Source organism: Nocardioides sp. J54 (assembly GCF_000519005.1).
In the GTDB taxonomy this organism is placed as follows: Bacteria; Actinomycetota; Actinomycetes; order Propionibacteriales; family Nocardioidaceae; genus Nocardioides.
Genome location: NZ_JAER01000017.1, coordinates 69,013 through 82,761 on the forward strand (window position 1 = coordinate 69,013; position 13,749 = coordinate 82,761).

The 13,749-nt window shown below is 72.0% G+C and carries 12 protein-coding genes and 1 tRNA gene; 11 read left to right on the forward strand and 2 right to left on the reverse strand.

Translation table 11 applies throughout. From position 1 onward, the window contains the following. Window positions 1–21: 21 nt before the first annotated feature. A tRNA-Leu gene (locus tag NOCJ54_RS0113280) sits at window positions 22–105 on the forward strand. Between the two features lie 178 nt (window positions 106–283). Here NOCJ54_RS0113280 and NOCJ54_RS0113285 read toward each other — a convergent pair. Both NOCJ54_RS0113285 and NOCJ54_RS0113290 read right to left on the reverse strand, forming a co-directional pair. Beyond that, window positions 284–841 carry a hypothetical protein gene (locus NOCJ54_RS0113285; protein WP_157514901.1) on the reverse strand — a complete coding sequence of 186 codons (558 nt, stop codon included), beginning with the start codon at window positions 839–841 and terminating at the stop codon, window positions 284–286. Window positions 842–1,082: 241 nt separating this feature from the next. Further along, complete coding sequence (locus NOCJ54_RS0113290; RefSeq protein WP_028655881.1) at window positions 1,083–1,853, reverse strand: IclR family transcriptional regulator; 771 nt, start codon at window positions 1,851–1,853, stop codon at window positions 1,083–1,085. Window positions 1,854–1,922: 69 nt separating this feature from the next. Here NOCJ54_RS0113290 and NOCJ54_RS0113295 point away from each other — a divergent pair, with 69 nt between their 5' ends. The 10 genes from NOCJ54_RS0113295 to xylA all read left to right on the forward strand — a co-directional run bounded on the left by NOCJ54_RS0113295 (window position 1,923) and on the right by xylA (window position 13,635). After that, window positions 1,923–2,738: a 2-keto-4-pentenoate hydratase gene (locus NOCJ54_RS0113295; RefSeq protein WP_028655882.1), complete on the forward strand. Its 816-nt coding sequence runs from the start codon at window positions 1,923–1,925 to the stop codon at window positions 2,736–2,738. Further along, window positions 2,735–3,682: an acetaldehyde dehydrogenase (acetylating) gene (locus NOCJ54_RS0113300; RefSeq protein WP_028655883.1), complete on the forward strand. Its 948-nt coding sequence runs from the start codon at window positions 2,735–2,737 to the stop codon at window positions 3,680–3,682. The genes NOCJ54_RS0113295 and NOCJ54_RS0113300 overlap by 4 nt, the downstream gene beginning before the upstream one ends. Next, window positions 3,679–4,695, forward strand: coding sequence for a 4-hydroxy-2-oxovalerate aldolase (gene dmpG / locus NOCJ54_RS0113305; RefSeq protein WP_028655884.1), 1,017 nt, complete (start codon window positions 3,679–3,681; stop codon window positions 4,693–4,695). Before NOCJ54_RS0113300 ends, dmpG begins: the two co-directional genes overlap by 4 nt. A 63-nt stretch (window positions 4,696–4,758) precedes the next feature. After that, window positions 4,759–5,901, forward strand: a complete 1,143-nt coding sequence (locus NOCJ54_RS25750) for an ROK family protein (protein WP_051485823.1) — start codon at window positions 4,759–4,761, stop codon at window positions 5,899–5,901. A gap of 287 nt (window positions 5,902–6,188) precedes the next feature. After that, window positions 6,189–7,439, forward strand: a complete 1,251-nt coding sequence (locus tag NOCJ54_RS0113315) for an ROK family transcriptional regulator (RefSeq protein ID WP_232221776.1) — start codon at window positions 6,189–6,191, stop codon at window positions 7,437–7,439. Then, a complete protein-coding gene (locus NOCJ54_RS0113320) occupies window positions 7,436–8,962 on the forward strand; it encodes a sugar ABC transporter ATP-binding protein (protein WP_028655886.1) in 1,527 nt (508 codons plus the stop codon). The genes NOCJ54_RS0113315 and NOCJ54_RS0113320 overlap by 4 nt, the downstream gene beginning before the upstream one ends. Then, window positions 8,959–10,098 (forward strand): ABC transporter permease, encoded by a 1,140-nt coding sequence (locus NOCJ54_RS0113325; RefSeq protein ID WP_084255184.1) that lies wholly within the window; start codon window positions 8,959–8,961, stop codon window positions 10,096–10,098. The genes NOCJ54_RS0113320 and NOCJ54_RS0113325 overlap by 4 nt, the downstream gene beginning before the upstream one ends. Window positions 10,099–10,143: 45 nt before the next feature. Next, window positions 10,144–11,202, forward strand: coding sequence for a substrate-binding domain-containing protein (locus tag NOCJ54_RS0113330; RefSeq protein WP_232221777.1), 1,059 nt, complete (start codon window positions 10,144–10,146; stop codon window positions 11,200–11,202). Window positions 11,203–11,272: 70 nt separating this feature from the next. Beyond that, entirely contained in the window at window positions 11,273–12,472 is a 1,200-nt protein-coding gene (locus NOCJ54_RS0113335; protein ID WP_051485824.1) for a Gfo/Idh/MocA family protein, read from the forward strand. Then, a complete protein-coding gene (gene xylA / locus NOCJ54_RS0113340) occupies window positions 12,469–13,635 on the forward strand; it encodes a xylose isomerase (protein WP_028655890.1) in 1,167 nt (388 codons plus the stop codon). The genes NOCJ54_RS0113335 and xylA overlap by 4 nt, the downstream gene beginning before the upstream one ends. Window positions 13,636–13,749: the final 114 nt, after the last annotated feature.

Genomic DNA, 13,749 nt, shown 5'->3' on the forward strand with positions numbered 1-13,749 from the left:
ACCTGCATCACGGTCGGCAGCGCGCGAGTGGCGGAATAGGCAGACGCGCACGGTTCAGGTCCGTGTGTCCGAAAGGACGTGGGGGTTCAACTCCCCCCTCGCGCACGTGAGTAGCCCCGGGGATGACCCGGGGCTACGTGCATTTTTCGGGTGACAGGTCGGGTCATGGGTCAGAAGATGTGACTGGTTCGGGCGTGTCATGAGTGTCCGGCCCAGCCGCGGCGGTGCCAGAGGCCCTCCGCAGGGTCCGGCCGCGAGTAGGTCAGCCCCGTCACTCGTCGAGTCAGGCGTCGAGCCGGTCGTCGAGTCGGTCGTCGACGCCAGCAGCCGGTCCGGGGCAGGTCCGCCACCAGGCGGTGAGGAACCCGGCGCCGGCGAGCGCGATCAGCACCGGCATCCACAGGTCCGACACGCGGGCGACCTCCTTGACGATGTCGGCCTGCGCGTCGAGCGGCACCCAGTCGAGGGAGAGCCACACGAAACCCGGGAGGGAGGCCACCAGCGTCGTACCCAGGGCGTAGCGGACGGCGGCCGGGTCGCCCAGCGCGCGGCGGGTGACCACGGCCAGCGGGAACGCGAAGAGGGCCAGCGCCGTCGCGCCGAACGGGACGTACATCAGCTCCGCGAAGTCCAGGCCCCGCGGCTCCCAGAGCCCCTCGCGCTGGGTGACCTCGCCGTTGTAGCCGACGTCGTAGGCCAACCGCGCGTCGATGACGTTCACGCGGACGATGTCGGCCGTGGCGGCGAACCAGACCCCTCCCAAGACGGCGCTGCAGGCGAGCAGGACCGTCGCGACGCCCGAGGCGAGTGATTGTCGGGTGGCAGCTGGGTTGCGGGGCACGTCGTCAGCGTGCCCGCGGGAAGCGCGGGTCAACCGCACGCGGGTGACGCCCCTCGCCGGCGCCTCGCCGGCGCCTCGACGGCGCCTCGAGGGAGGATCGACGGCCCGCGGGCCCGCCCCGCAGGCACGCCGTCCAGCAGGTCCGTACGGTCCGTTCATCCTGGTCACCCCGCCTCGCCAGCCGGCGGCTCTCCCGTTCGTGGGGACCGCCGGCCGGCCGCGACCACCGGGAGAGGCAGGATCAGCGCTCCCGACGCTGCCGGTCCGTGCGGCGCAACGTCGCGGAGAGGGCGGCACTGGCCGAGCGGACCGGTACGACGTGGTTCTCGGGCCGGAACCGACCCGTCGGGCCGGTGATGCTGATCGCTGCCAGGACCTCGTCGCGGGCGCCGAGCACCGGTGTGGCGACGCAGTTGATGCCCACGGCGGACTCCTCGTACTCGAAGGCGACGCCCGTGGACGCGACCTGGGTGAGCTGGCGCCGCAGCAGCCCCGGCGCCACGATCGTGTGCGGGGTGCGTCGCTCGAGGGGTCCGGCCAGGACCTCCCGTCGCAGCGCCGGGTCGCCGTGGGCGAGCAGTGCCTTGCCGATGGCCGTGCAGTGCAGGGGCATCCGACCGCCGGTGCGCGACGGGGAGCGCGCCTGGCGGTGACCGCCGATCTTGGCGATGTAGACGACCTCGTGTCCCTCCCGCACGGCGAGGTGGACGGTCTCGTGGGTGCGTTCGTAGAGGTCCTGCAGGAAGGGCATCGACACCTCGAGCAGGCTGCGCTCGAACGACGCCCGAATGCCGAGCTCGAAGAGGCCGCCCGAGAGGCGGTACCCGCCGTCGACGCGATCGAGCAGGCGGTTGGCGACCAGCTCCCCGGCCAGACGATGGGTCGTCGCCTTGTGCAGCCCGGTGCGGCGGACCAGCTCGGCCAGGGACAGCGCCTGGTCCTCGATCCGGAACGCCCGCAGGATCGTGACCGCCTTGCCCAGCACCGTGTCGCGGTTCGTGTTCGCCTCCATGGATCAAACGTATCGCTCAGTGAGACATTTCGCTGGTGGGCCGGTCCCGGTGCGCCCCACAGTGGAGCCATGACGCAGACCTCCATCTCCAGCGACGCGGCGATCGCCGCCGCCGCGGACCGGCTCGCCGGCGCCGCGGAGTCCGGCGTGCCGTGCGCACCCGTGCGCGACCTCATCGGCCGCGACGACGTGGCCGCGGCGTACGCGGTGCAGCAGCTGCTGACCAGTCGCCGCCTCGCCGGCGGCGCCCGCGTCGTCGGGCGCAAGATCGGGCTGACCTCGCCCGCGGTCCAGCAGCAGCTCGGGGTCGACCGGCCCGACTTCGGGGTCCTGTTCGACGACATGGCCCACGTCGGTGGCGACACCATCCCCGTGGACCGGGTGTCGCAGCCGCGGATCGAGGCGGAGATCGCCTTCGTGCTCGGCGCGGACCTGGCCGACGGCAGCCTCGACGCCACGCAGGTCCGGGACGCCACGGCGTACGTCGTCGCAGCCCTCGAGGTCTGCGGCAGCCGGATCGAGGGGTGGGACATCAGCTTCGCCGACACCGTGGCCGACAACGCGTCGGCCGGCGCCTTCGTGCTCGGCCCCGAGCGGCGGACGCTGGCGCAGGTGACACCGGTCGAGGTCCAGATGTCCATGACCATCGACGGTGAGCTGGTCTCCACGGGGAACGGCGCGGCCTGCCTGGGTGACCCGGTCGAGGCGGTCGTGTGGCTCGCGCGTACTGCTGCCGAGCTGGGGCAGCCGCTGCGTGCCGGCGACGTGGTCCTCTCCGGCGCGCTCGGGCCGATGCGCCCGGTCGTCGCGGGCAACCACGTCACGGCAGAGCTGACCGGCCTCGGCGCGGTCTCGGTGACCATCAGCGAAGGAGCACAGGCATGAGCAGGACCAAGGTGGCGATCATCGGCTCGGGCAACATCGGGACCGACCTGATGATCAAGGTGGTGCGCACCAGCGAGCACCTGGAGATGGGCGCGATGGTCGGCATCGACCCGGCCTCCGACGGGCTGGCGCGGGCGCAGCGCTTCGGCTTCGCGACCACCCACGAGGGCGTCGAGGGCCTGGTGTCTCTGCCCGGCTTCGACGAGATCGAGATCGTCTTCGACGCCACCTCCGCCAAGGCGCACGAGGTGAACGCCGCCCGGCTGCAGCCCCTCGGCAAGCGCCTGGTCGACCTGACGCCGGCCGCGATCGGGCCCTACGTCGTCCCGGCGGTCAACCTCGAGGAGCACCTCGACGCGCCCAACCTCAACATGGTGACCTGCGGTGGGCAGGCGACCATCCCGGTCGTGGCCGCCATCAGCCGGGTCGTCCCCGTCGAGTACGCCGAGATCGTCGCCTCGATCGCGTCGAAGTCCGCCGGACCCGGCACCCGCGCCAACATCGACGAGTTCACCGAGACCACCTCGGCCGCCATCGTCGAGGTCGGCGGCGCGCGCCGGGGCAAGGCGATCATCATCCTCAACCCTGCCGAGCCCCCGCTGATCATGCGGGACACCGTCTTCGCGCTGGTCAGCGCGCCTGACCCGGCCACCCACGACGAGATCCGGCGCAGCGTGGAGAAGATGGCGGCCGAGGTGGCGGCCTACGTGCCCGGCTACCGGCTCAAGCAGGCGGTCCAGATCGCCGAGATCCCCTCCGACCAGCCGGTCGAGAACCTGCTCGCCCCCGGCGGGCAACGCCCGACCCACCAGGTGTCGGTGTTCCTCGAGGTCGAGGGTGCCGCCCACTACCTCCCGGCCTACGCCGGCAACCTCGACATCATGACGTCGGCCGCCCTGCAGGTGGCCGAACGGATCGCAGCTGCCAAGGAGAGCGCCCTGTGAGCACGCCCATCTTCATCCAGGACGTCACGCTGCGCGACGGCATGCACGCCGTACGCCACCGGATCAGCCCCGAGGACGTCAAGCGGATCGTCTCTGCCCTCGACGAGGCCGGGGTCGACGCCATCGAGGTGGCCCACGGTGACGGCCTCGCAGGTTCGTCGGTCAACTACGGTCCCGGCTCGCACACCGACTGGGAGTGGATCGAGGCTGCCGCCTCGGTCCTGGAGCGCGCCCGGTTGACGACGCTGCTGCTCCCCGGGGTGGGCACCATCCACGAGCTCAAGCGGGCCTACGACCTCGGCGTCCGGTCGGTGCGGGTCGCGACGCACTGCACGGAGGCCGACGTCTCGGCCCAGCACATCGAGGCAGCGCGCGAGCTCGGCATGGACGTGTCGGGCTTCCTCATGCTCTCCCACATGGCCGCGCCGGAGGACCTGGCGAAGCAGGCGGGGCTGATGGAGTCCTACGGTGCGCACTGCGTCTACGTCACCGACTCCGGGGGCCGGCTCACCATGGACGACGTCGTGGCCCGGGTCCGTGCCTACCGCGACGTCCTCGACCCTGCCACCGAGATCGGCATCCACGCCCACGAGAACCTGTCGCTGTCGGTGGCCAACTCCGTGGTCGCGGTCCAGAACGGCGTGCGTCGCGTGGACGCGTCCCTTGCCGGGCACGGCGCCGGGGCGGGCAACTGCCCGCTGGAGGCGTTCGTCGCCGTGGCCGACCTGTCCGGGTTCGAGCACCGTTGCGACCTGTTCAAGCTCCAGGACGCCGCCGACGACATCGTCCGCCCGCTGCAGGACCGGCCGGTCCGGGTCGACCGCGAGACCCTGACCCTGGGGTACGCCGGCGTCTACTCGTCCTTCCTCCGCCACGCCGAGCGTGCTGCCGAGCAGTACGGCGTCGACGTCCGCGACATCCTCATGGAGTGCGGCCGCCGCGGCCTCGTCGGGGGCCAGGAGGACATGATCGTCGACATCGCCCTGACCGCGGCCGCACGCAGGAGCGCGTGACCACACACTGACGGAGCGGGTTGACCGTCCGGCGGGGCCGCGCGGTGTGAGATCTTGACCCGCGTGACCGGTGAGCTCGACGGCGAGGTGCTGCGGCGGCTGCGGGACCACGGGCCGCTGACGCGGACCCAGCTCGCCCAGCAGCTGGGCGTGCCGCGCACGACGCTCGCGTCACCGCTGCGTGCGCTCGCCGAGGCGGGGGACGTCCGGGACGGGCCGCTCGCGGCCAGCTCGGGCGGGCGGCGGTCGGTGACCGTGGCGATGCCGGCGCCGGCCGACCGCGTGTTCCTCGCGCTGTCGCTGGCCGAGCGGCGGGTCCGTGTGGCGGCGCTGGACGGGCACCTGACGATCGAGAGCGGCGTCAGCATCGACGTGCAGGACCTCGGTGACGACCAGGCGTCGATGACCGCCACCGTGCTGCGGGCCGTCGACCAGGTCCTCCGCGACCGGCGGCCGGCCGCGATCGGCGTGGCAGCTGCCGGCACCGCGCCCGTCGCCTACGTCGATCTCGCCGGCCCCCTCGCCGAGCGGTACGACGCCACGCCGGCTGCCGCCGTACCCGCGGCGCGGGCGATGGCGCTCGGTGAGCGGCGCGCCGGTGCGGCCCGCGGCATCGACGACTTCGTGGCCGTCCGGCTGGGCGGCAGCGTCACGCTCGCCACCATGTCCGGCGGGCGGTTGAGCACCGGTGGGTCCGGGCACGCCGGCGAGGTCGGGCACCTGCGGGTCGAGGAGTTCGGGCCGGCGTGCGTGTGCGGCCTGACCGGGTGCCTCGACGCGTTCGTCAGCGCGTCCGCGCTGGTCGCCCAGGCGACCGAGCAGGCCCACCGCGGCCGGTCGCAGGTGCTCGCCGACGCGCTCTCCCGCAACGGCGCCCTCGACCTCGCCGACCTCGTCGCGGCCGGCCGGACCGGCGACCCGGTCGTCGTCCAGCTCGCCCGGGACCTGGGCCAGCGGCTGGGCAAGGTGCTCGCAGGGGTCGTCGCGCACGCCGACCCGCTCCGGGTGGTGCTGGGCGGACCGGTGGCCGCGCTGGGGGCGCAGCTGCTGGGCGACCTGCGCACCACGGTCTACCGGCTCGCGCCCGCCCGGCTGGCCGAGGACCTCGACATCGTGCTGAGCGAGGTGGGCGACCACGCCGTCCTGGTCGGCGCCGGCTCCGAGGCCGTGGAGGCCTGGATTGCCGGCGGACGCAGCGCCCGATGACGAACTTGTGACGAATATCGTCAGATTTGATTCTCGATTCGTCATAACTCGGGAAATCGTCCCGGTTCGTCAGCGCCAGGCTCTTGCTAGGCCTTGTTGAACCGGCTTAGTTTGGGCGGCGCCCCAACAAACCAGTGACGGTCGTCACACCGGGGCACCTGTAGCGACGTGCGGGTCCTCTCGGGCGCACGTGCCCCTGGCCACCCCCATTTCTGACGTCGGCGCAGCCCTGCCGACGCGCCGATCGAGCGCGCCCTCGGCGCGAGCCTGTCCGGAGAGGAGACGTGGTGTCGACCTTGAGCCACACCGCGGGCCACAGCCTGGGGAACCCCGACGTGCGTCGGTCCAACCTCGGGCTCGTCCTCCGGCACCTCCGCGACCACGGCGCCCGCTCCCGCGCGGCCCTCGCCGTCGAGCTGGGCATGACCCGCTCCACCGTCTCCACCCTGATCACCGAGCTGATCGAGCGCGGCCTGGCCAGCGACGGCCCGCTCGTGCAGAACGCGGTCGGCCGGCCCAGCACCGCCGTCGAGCTCGACGGCCGCGCCGTGTGCGGCATCGGCGCAGAGATCAACGTCAACCACGTCTCGACGATGGCGCTCGACCTGCGCGGCCAGATCGTGGAGGAGCGCAAGATCGGCCTGGACGCCCGCTCGCTGGGCGCCGGCCGGGTGATCGAGCGCCTCGTCGACCTCGTGCAGGAGACGGTCGGCGGCCTCGAGTCGCGCGGCGCGGCGCCGGTCGGGCTCACCGTCGGGGTCGCCGGCCTCTACGACCAGACCCGCGACGTGCTCACCCACGGCCCCAACCTCGGCTGGTACGACGTGCCGGTCGGGACGATCCTGCGCGACGAGCTCGACGGCTCGTACCCGGTCGTCGTCGACAACGAGGGCAACCTGGCCGCCGCCGCCGAGGTCACCCCGGGCGACCCGTCCCGGCAGGACATCCTCGTCCTGCACGGCGAGATCGGTGTCGGTGGCGGCATCGTGACCGGCGGCCGGCTGCTCCGCGGCAGCCACGGGTACGCCGGCGAGTTCGGCCACATGATCGTCGACCCCCGCGGTCGCCAGTGCGGGTGCGGGCGCCAGGGCTGCTGGGAGACCGTCAGTGGCCTGCGCGCCCTCATCGAGCTCGCCGCAGACCCGGACGACCCGATCCGCAACCCGGGGATGGACATCGACGCCCGGCTCGCCGAGATCAACCGCCGCGCCGACCTGGCCGACACCCGCACCCTCGACGCGCTCGACGAGGTCGGCTCCTGGGTCGGCGTCGGGGCCTCGATCCTCGCCAACGCCCTCAACCCGACCACGATCGTGCTGACCGGCTACTACGCCGCGGTCGGCCACCACATGCGGCCCGCGATCGAGCGCGAGCTCCGCGACCGCGTCGTCGCCCCCGGTGCCGGTGGCACCCGCGTCGAGCTGTCGACGCTCGGCTTCGGGGCCGCGGTGCGCGGCGGCGCCACCGCCTCCCTCGAGTCGGTCTTCGCCGACCCGACCCGAGTGCCCCGCCGACCGGCGACAGGAGAAGCACAGTGAGCACCACCCAGGACGCAGGCACGCCCCTGCTGCGGATGACGGGCATCGTGAAGCAGTTCTCGTCGGTCCGCGCCCTCGACGGCATCGACCTCGAGGTCGCCGCGGGCGAGGTGCACTGCCTGCTCGGGCAGAACGGTGCGGGCAAGTCGACGCTGATCAAGATCCTCTCGGCGTCGTACCAGCCCGACGAGGGGACGATCTGGTGGAAGGGCCGCGAGGTGCACTTCGGCCACCCGCAGGCCGCGATCGACGCCGGCGTCGCGACGATCTACCAGGAGCTCGACCTCGTGCCCGGCCTCACCGTCGCGGAGAACATCTTCCTCGGCCACGAGATCTCGACCGTCGGGTTCTCCCGCCGGTCCGCGACCAACGAGCGGGCGCAGGGCATCCTCGCCCGGCTCGGCCACGGCGAGCTGAGCCCGACCCAGCTGGTCGGCGACCTCTCACCGGCGGGGCAGCAGGTGGTCAGCATGGCCCGCGCGCTCTCGCACGACGTCGACCTGCTCATCCTCGACGAGCCGTCCGCGGTGCTCGACGCCGGCGAGGTCGAGAACCTCTTCCGGGTCATCCGCGCGCTGACCGAGCAGGGCGTCGCGATCGTCTACATCTCCCACCGACTCGAGGAGATCCGCGAGATCGGCGACCGGATCACCGTCCTCAAGGACGGCTCCACCGTCGCGACCGGCCTGCCCGCCGCCACCACCCCGACCGCGGACCTGATCCGGCTGATGACCGGCCGCTCGATCGAGTACGTCTTCCCGCCGCGCGGGGACGGCCCCGACGCCGAGGCCCCCGCCGTGCTCGAGGTGCGGGACCTGTCCCTGGCCGGTGTGTTCCACGACGTCAGCTTCGACGTGCGGGCCGGCGAGATCGTCGGGCTGGCCGGGCTGGTCGGCTCCGGGCGCACCGAGATCCTCGAGACCGTCTACGGCGCCCGCAGGGCCAGCACCGGCACGGTCACCGTCGACGGCAAGCGCCTGCGCCGCGGTGCCGTCCACGCCGCCGTCCAGGCCGGCCTGGGCCTCGCCCCCGAGGAGCGCAAGAGCCAGGGCCTGCTGCTCGACCAGCCGGTCTTCGCCAACATCTCCGCCTCCTCGATGAAGCGCTTCCAGCGGGCGGGCTTCATCCAGCGGGCCCGGGAGAGGGCGAGGGCCACCGAGCTGGTCGACTCCCTCGACGTACGCCCGCGCAACATCTCGCGCCACGTGCGGACGTTGTCCGGCGGCAACCAGCAGAAGGTCGTCGTGGCCCGCTGGCTGCTGCGCGGTTGCCGGGTGCTGCTGCTCGACGAGCCGAGCCGCGGCGTCGACGTCGGTGCCCGCGCCGAGATCTACAAGCTCATCCGCTCGCTGGCCGACTCCGGGGTCGCCGTCGTGGTCGTGTCCAGCGAGGTCGAGGAGGTGCTCGGGTTGTCGGACCGGGTGCTCGTCGTCCGCGAGGGCCGGGTCGTCCACGAGAGCGCATCCCACGACATCGACGAGTCCCGGGTCCTCGACCTGGTCATGGAAGGAACCCCCGCATGAGCGACCAGAGCACGAGCCCCGTCACGGGGCCGACCGACACCTCGCCCGTCGATCTCGGGAAGTCGGCCGAGGCCGAGGGGACCAGCCGCGCGTTGCCGGTCGTCCCCACCACCGACTCCACCCAGGGGATGGAGGCCGAGGGCGCCCACAAGGGCTCCGCCGGCGGCACCGCCTGGCTGGCGGAGGTCGGCTTCTTCCGCATGCTCGGCCTGCTGATCGCGCTGGCACTGCTGTGCGTCGTCGGCATGGTCACGGCCGGCGAGCGCTTCGCCAGCAGCGACAACCTGTTGACGATCCTGCGCCTGTCCACCGTCATCGGCGTCGTCGCGATCGGGATGACCTTCGTCATCACCGGCGGCGGCATCGACCTGTCCGTCGGCGCGATCCTCGCCCTGTCGTCAGTCTGGGCGACCACGCTCGCGACGCGGGAGATGGCCGTCGACGTGCACTGGAGCCTGATGGTCTTCACCGCGATCGCCGTCGGCGCCGGGTGCGGGCTGGTCAACGGGATACTCATCGCCTACGGCAAGGTCGTGGCCTTCATCGCCACCCTGGCGATGCTGGTCTCCGCCCGCGGACTGGCGGAGATCATCTCCCAGAAGAAGACGCAGATCGCGACCGACGTCCCTGGCTTCTTCGACTTCTTCACCGCCAAGCCGCTGGGCATCGACATGTCCATCTGGGTGTTCGCCGCCGTCGCCGTCGTCGGCTGGGTGCTGCTCAACCGCACCACCTTCGGCCGGCGCACCTTCGCCGTCGGCGGCAACCCCGAGGCCGCGCGGCTCGCCGGCATCAACGTCCGGCGCCACACCGTGCTGCTGTACGTCCTGGTCGGGGTCTGCTCGGCCATCGGCGCGCTGCTGATCATCGCCCGTACGACGACCGGCTCGTCGACGCACGGCATGTTGCTCGAGCTCGACGCCATCGCCGCGGTCGTGATCGGCGGCACCCTCCTGGCCGGGGGACGGGGCACCATCACCGGCACCGTCCTCGGGGTCCTCATCTTCACGACCCTGACCAATGTCTTCACGCTCAACAACAGGGACAACTCCGAGCAGTCCCTGCTCAAGGGCGTGATCATCGTCGCCGCCGTCCTGCTCCAGCAGTGGTTGGCGTCTCGGAAGAGCAGCAGCTGAACCATCCGTCCGAACCGTCATGCACCACCACCCGAGGAGCACCGCATGTCCCTGAAGATGTCCACCGCACGCAAGAAGCTCATGGCAGCACTCGCCGTGGTCGCCGTCGTCGGCCTCAGCGCCTGCACCAGCAACGAGCCCGACGACGCGAACGAGAACCTCGGGGGCGGCACGTCCCAGGCCGAGGAGGGCTCGAACGACGAGGCCGGCGACACCGTCCGCATCGGCTTCTCCGCCCCGGCCGCCGACCACGGCTGGATGGCGTCGATCACCGAGTCGACCCGGACGGTCGCCGACAACTACGAGGACGTCGAGCTGATCGTCGCCGAGGGCACCAACGACCCGCAGGTGCAGATCCAGCAGATCGAGACCTTCATCAACGACAAGGTCGACGCGATCGTGCTGCTGCCCTTCGACGGTGCCGCGCTCACCCCGATCGCGCTCGAGGCGATGGAGGCCGGCATCCCGGTCATCAACGTCGACCGCGAGTTCAACGACCCCAACGCCGCGCGCGTCACCGTGCTCGGTGACAACTACGGCATGGGCGTCTCCGCCGGCGAGTACATCTGCGAGCAGGCCGGCGGCAACAAGGACGCGATCGTCGCCGAGATCGCCGGCATCGACTCGCTGCCGCTCACCCAGGACCGCAGCCGCGGGTTCAAGGACGCGCTCAAGGAGTGCGGCCTCGACGTCGACAACCGCGTCGCCGCGGACTTCACCGTCCAGGGTGGCGAGGAGGCGGCCACCAACCTGCTCCAGGCCGCTCCGAAGATCGACTACCTCTGGAACCACGACGACGACCAGGGTGTCGGCGTCCTCGCGGCCATCGACAACGCCGGCCGCGACGAGTTCGTGATGATCGGCGGTGCCGGGTCGAAGAACGCCATGGAGGCGATCAAGTCCGGTGAGGGCGTCCTCAAGGCGACCGTCATCTACCCGTCGACCCAGGGCGCGGACGGCCTCAAGCTGGCCCGCCTGCTCGCCCAGGACCGGTCGGTCGACGACCTCGTCGAGGTCGAGGTCCCGCGCCTGGTCCAGCTCTACGCCCCGGTCGTCACGGCCGAGAACGTCGACAAGTACCTGCCGACCGCCTTCGAGTCCTGATCCGACGAGCTCTCCCCGGGTCGCGCGGCGCGCGACCCGGGGCGGGCACCTCCAGAAAGTCAGGTGAACCATGGCCAACGCCACCCCCAGCCCCAGCGACCAGGCCGTCGCCCGCATCAACGTCGGCATGGTCGGTCACTCCTTCATGGGTGCCGCCCACTCCCAGGCGTGGCGGTCCGCACCCCGGTTCTTCGACCTCCCCCTGGTCCCCGTGATGCGGGTCCTCGGCGGGCGCGACGCCGCCCGCACCGCTGCCGCGGCCGAGCGGCTCGGCTGGGAGGACCACGTCACCGACTGGCGTGAGCTCGTACGACGCGAGGACGTCGACCTCGTCGACATCTGCACGCCGGGCGACTCCCACGCCGAGATCGCGATCGCGGCGCTGGAGGCCGGCAAGCACGTCCTGTGCGAGAAGCCGCTGGCGAACTCGGTCGCGGAGGCGGAGGAGATGGCGAAGGCCGCCGCGGCCGCCGCGGAGCGCGGCGTGCGCGCCATGGTCGGGTTCACCTACCGCCGGGTCCCGGCGATCGCGCTCGCCCGCCAGCTCGTGGCCGACGGCCGCCTCGGCACCATCCGCCACGTCCGCGCCCAGTACCTCCAGGACTGGATCGCCGACCCCGAGGCGCCGCTGTCCTGGCGGCTGCAGCGCGAGCGCGCCGGGTCCGGGTCGCTCGGCGACATCGGCGCCCACATCATCGACCTCACCCAGCACATCACCGGCGACACCATCGCCGAGGTCTCCGGCCACCTCGAGACCTTCGTCAAGGAGCGTCCGCTGGCCACCGAGCACGCCGGCCTGTCGGGCACGGCCTCGACGGAGCGCGGCGAGGTCACCGTCGACGACGCAGCCCTGTTCCTGGCCCGCTTCAGCAGCGGGGCGGCCGGCGTGTTCGAGGCCACCCGATTTGCGACCGGACGCAAGAACGCGATCCGGATCGAGGTGAACGGCTCGCTCGGCAGCCTCGCGTTCGACTTCGAGGACATGAACGTCCTGCACTTCTTCGACGCGACGCTGCCCGACGAGGAGGCCGGCTTCCGCCGGATCCTCGTCACCGAGGCGACCCATCCGTGGGTCGCGGCGTGGTGGCCCCCCGGCCACGGCCTCGGCTACGAGCACGGCTTCACCCACCAGGCCGTCGACCTGGTGACCGCCATCGCGAACGGCGTCGAGCCGACGCCCACCTTCGCCGACGGCCTGCAGATCCAGCGCGTCCTCGACGCCGTCGAGACCAGCGCGACGAACCGAACCTGGCAGGAGATCCCCGCATGACCAACGACCCGTACCAGCCCGTCCCCGAGGACAAGTTCTCCTTCGGTCTGTGGACCGTGGGGTGGGAAGGGGTCGACGTCTTCGGGCCGGCCAGCCGCCCGCCCCTCGACCCGATCGAGAGCACCTACAAGCTCGCCGAGCTCGGCGCGGCCGCGGTCACCTTCCACGACGACGACCTGCTGCCCGACGACGCGTCGCGCGACGTGACGCTGAAGAAGTTCGAGCAGGCGCTGAGCGACACCGGCCTGCGCTGCGAGATGGTGACCACCAACCTGTTCGGCCACCCGGTCTTCAAGGAGGGCGGGCTCACCGCCAACGACCGCACCGTGCGGCGCTACGCGACCGCGAAGGTGCTGCGCAACATCGACCTGGCCGCGTCGCTGGGCGCCGAGACCTTCGTGATGTGGGGCGGTCGCGAGGGCGCCGAGCACGGCGCGAGCAAGAGCATCCCGGCCGCGCTCGACCGGATGGCCGAGTCGCTCAACCTGGTCTGCGCCTACGTGAAGGAGCAGGGCTACCAGCTGCGCTTCGCGCTCGAGCCCAAGCCCAACGAGCCGCGCGGCGACATCCTGCTGCCGACCATCGGCCACGCCCTCGCGCTGATCTCCGAGCTCGAGCACCCGGAGATGGTCGGCCTCAACCCCGAGGTCGGCCACGAGGAGATGGCGGGGCTCAACTTCGCGCACGGCATCGCCCAGGCGATGTGGCACGGCAAGCTCTTCCACATCGACCTCAACGGCCAGCACGGGCCGCGCTTCGACCAGGACCTGCGCTTCGGTGCCGGCAACCTGCGCGGGGCGTTCTGGACGGTCGACACCCTCCTCGGTGGCGCCGGCACGGCGCCGTACGACGGCTTCGTGCACTTCGACTTCAAGCCGCCGCGCGCCGAGGCCGTCGACGGCGTGTGGGAGTCGGCGCGGGCGTGCATGCGCAACTACCTCATCCTCCGGGAGCGGGCGTCCGCGTTCCGTGCCGACCCCGACGTGCGGGCCGCGCTCGACGCTGCGCTCGTCGACGAGCTCAGCACCCCGACCCTCGCGCCCGGCGAGGCGCTCGCCGACCTGCGCGACGCCCATTACGACCTCGAGGCCATGAGCGCGCGCAGCGTCGCGATGGAGGCCCTCGACCAGCTGGCGATGGAGCACCTGCTCGGCGTCCGCTGACCCGACCGACCCGACCAACCAGAGAGACCAGGAGAAGGAACCGACCCGACCGACACCGACCCGACCACCCCTCGACCAGCTCGACCCAGACCGACCAGCACCGACCAGCACCAC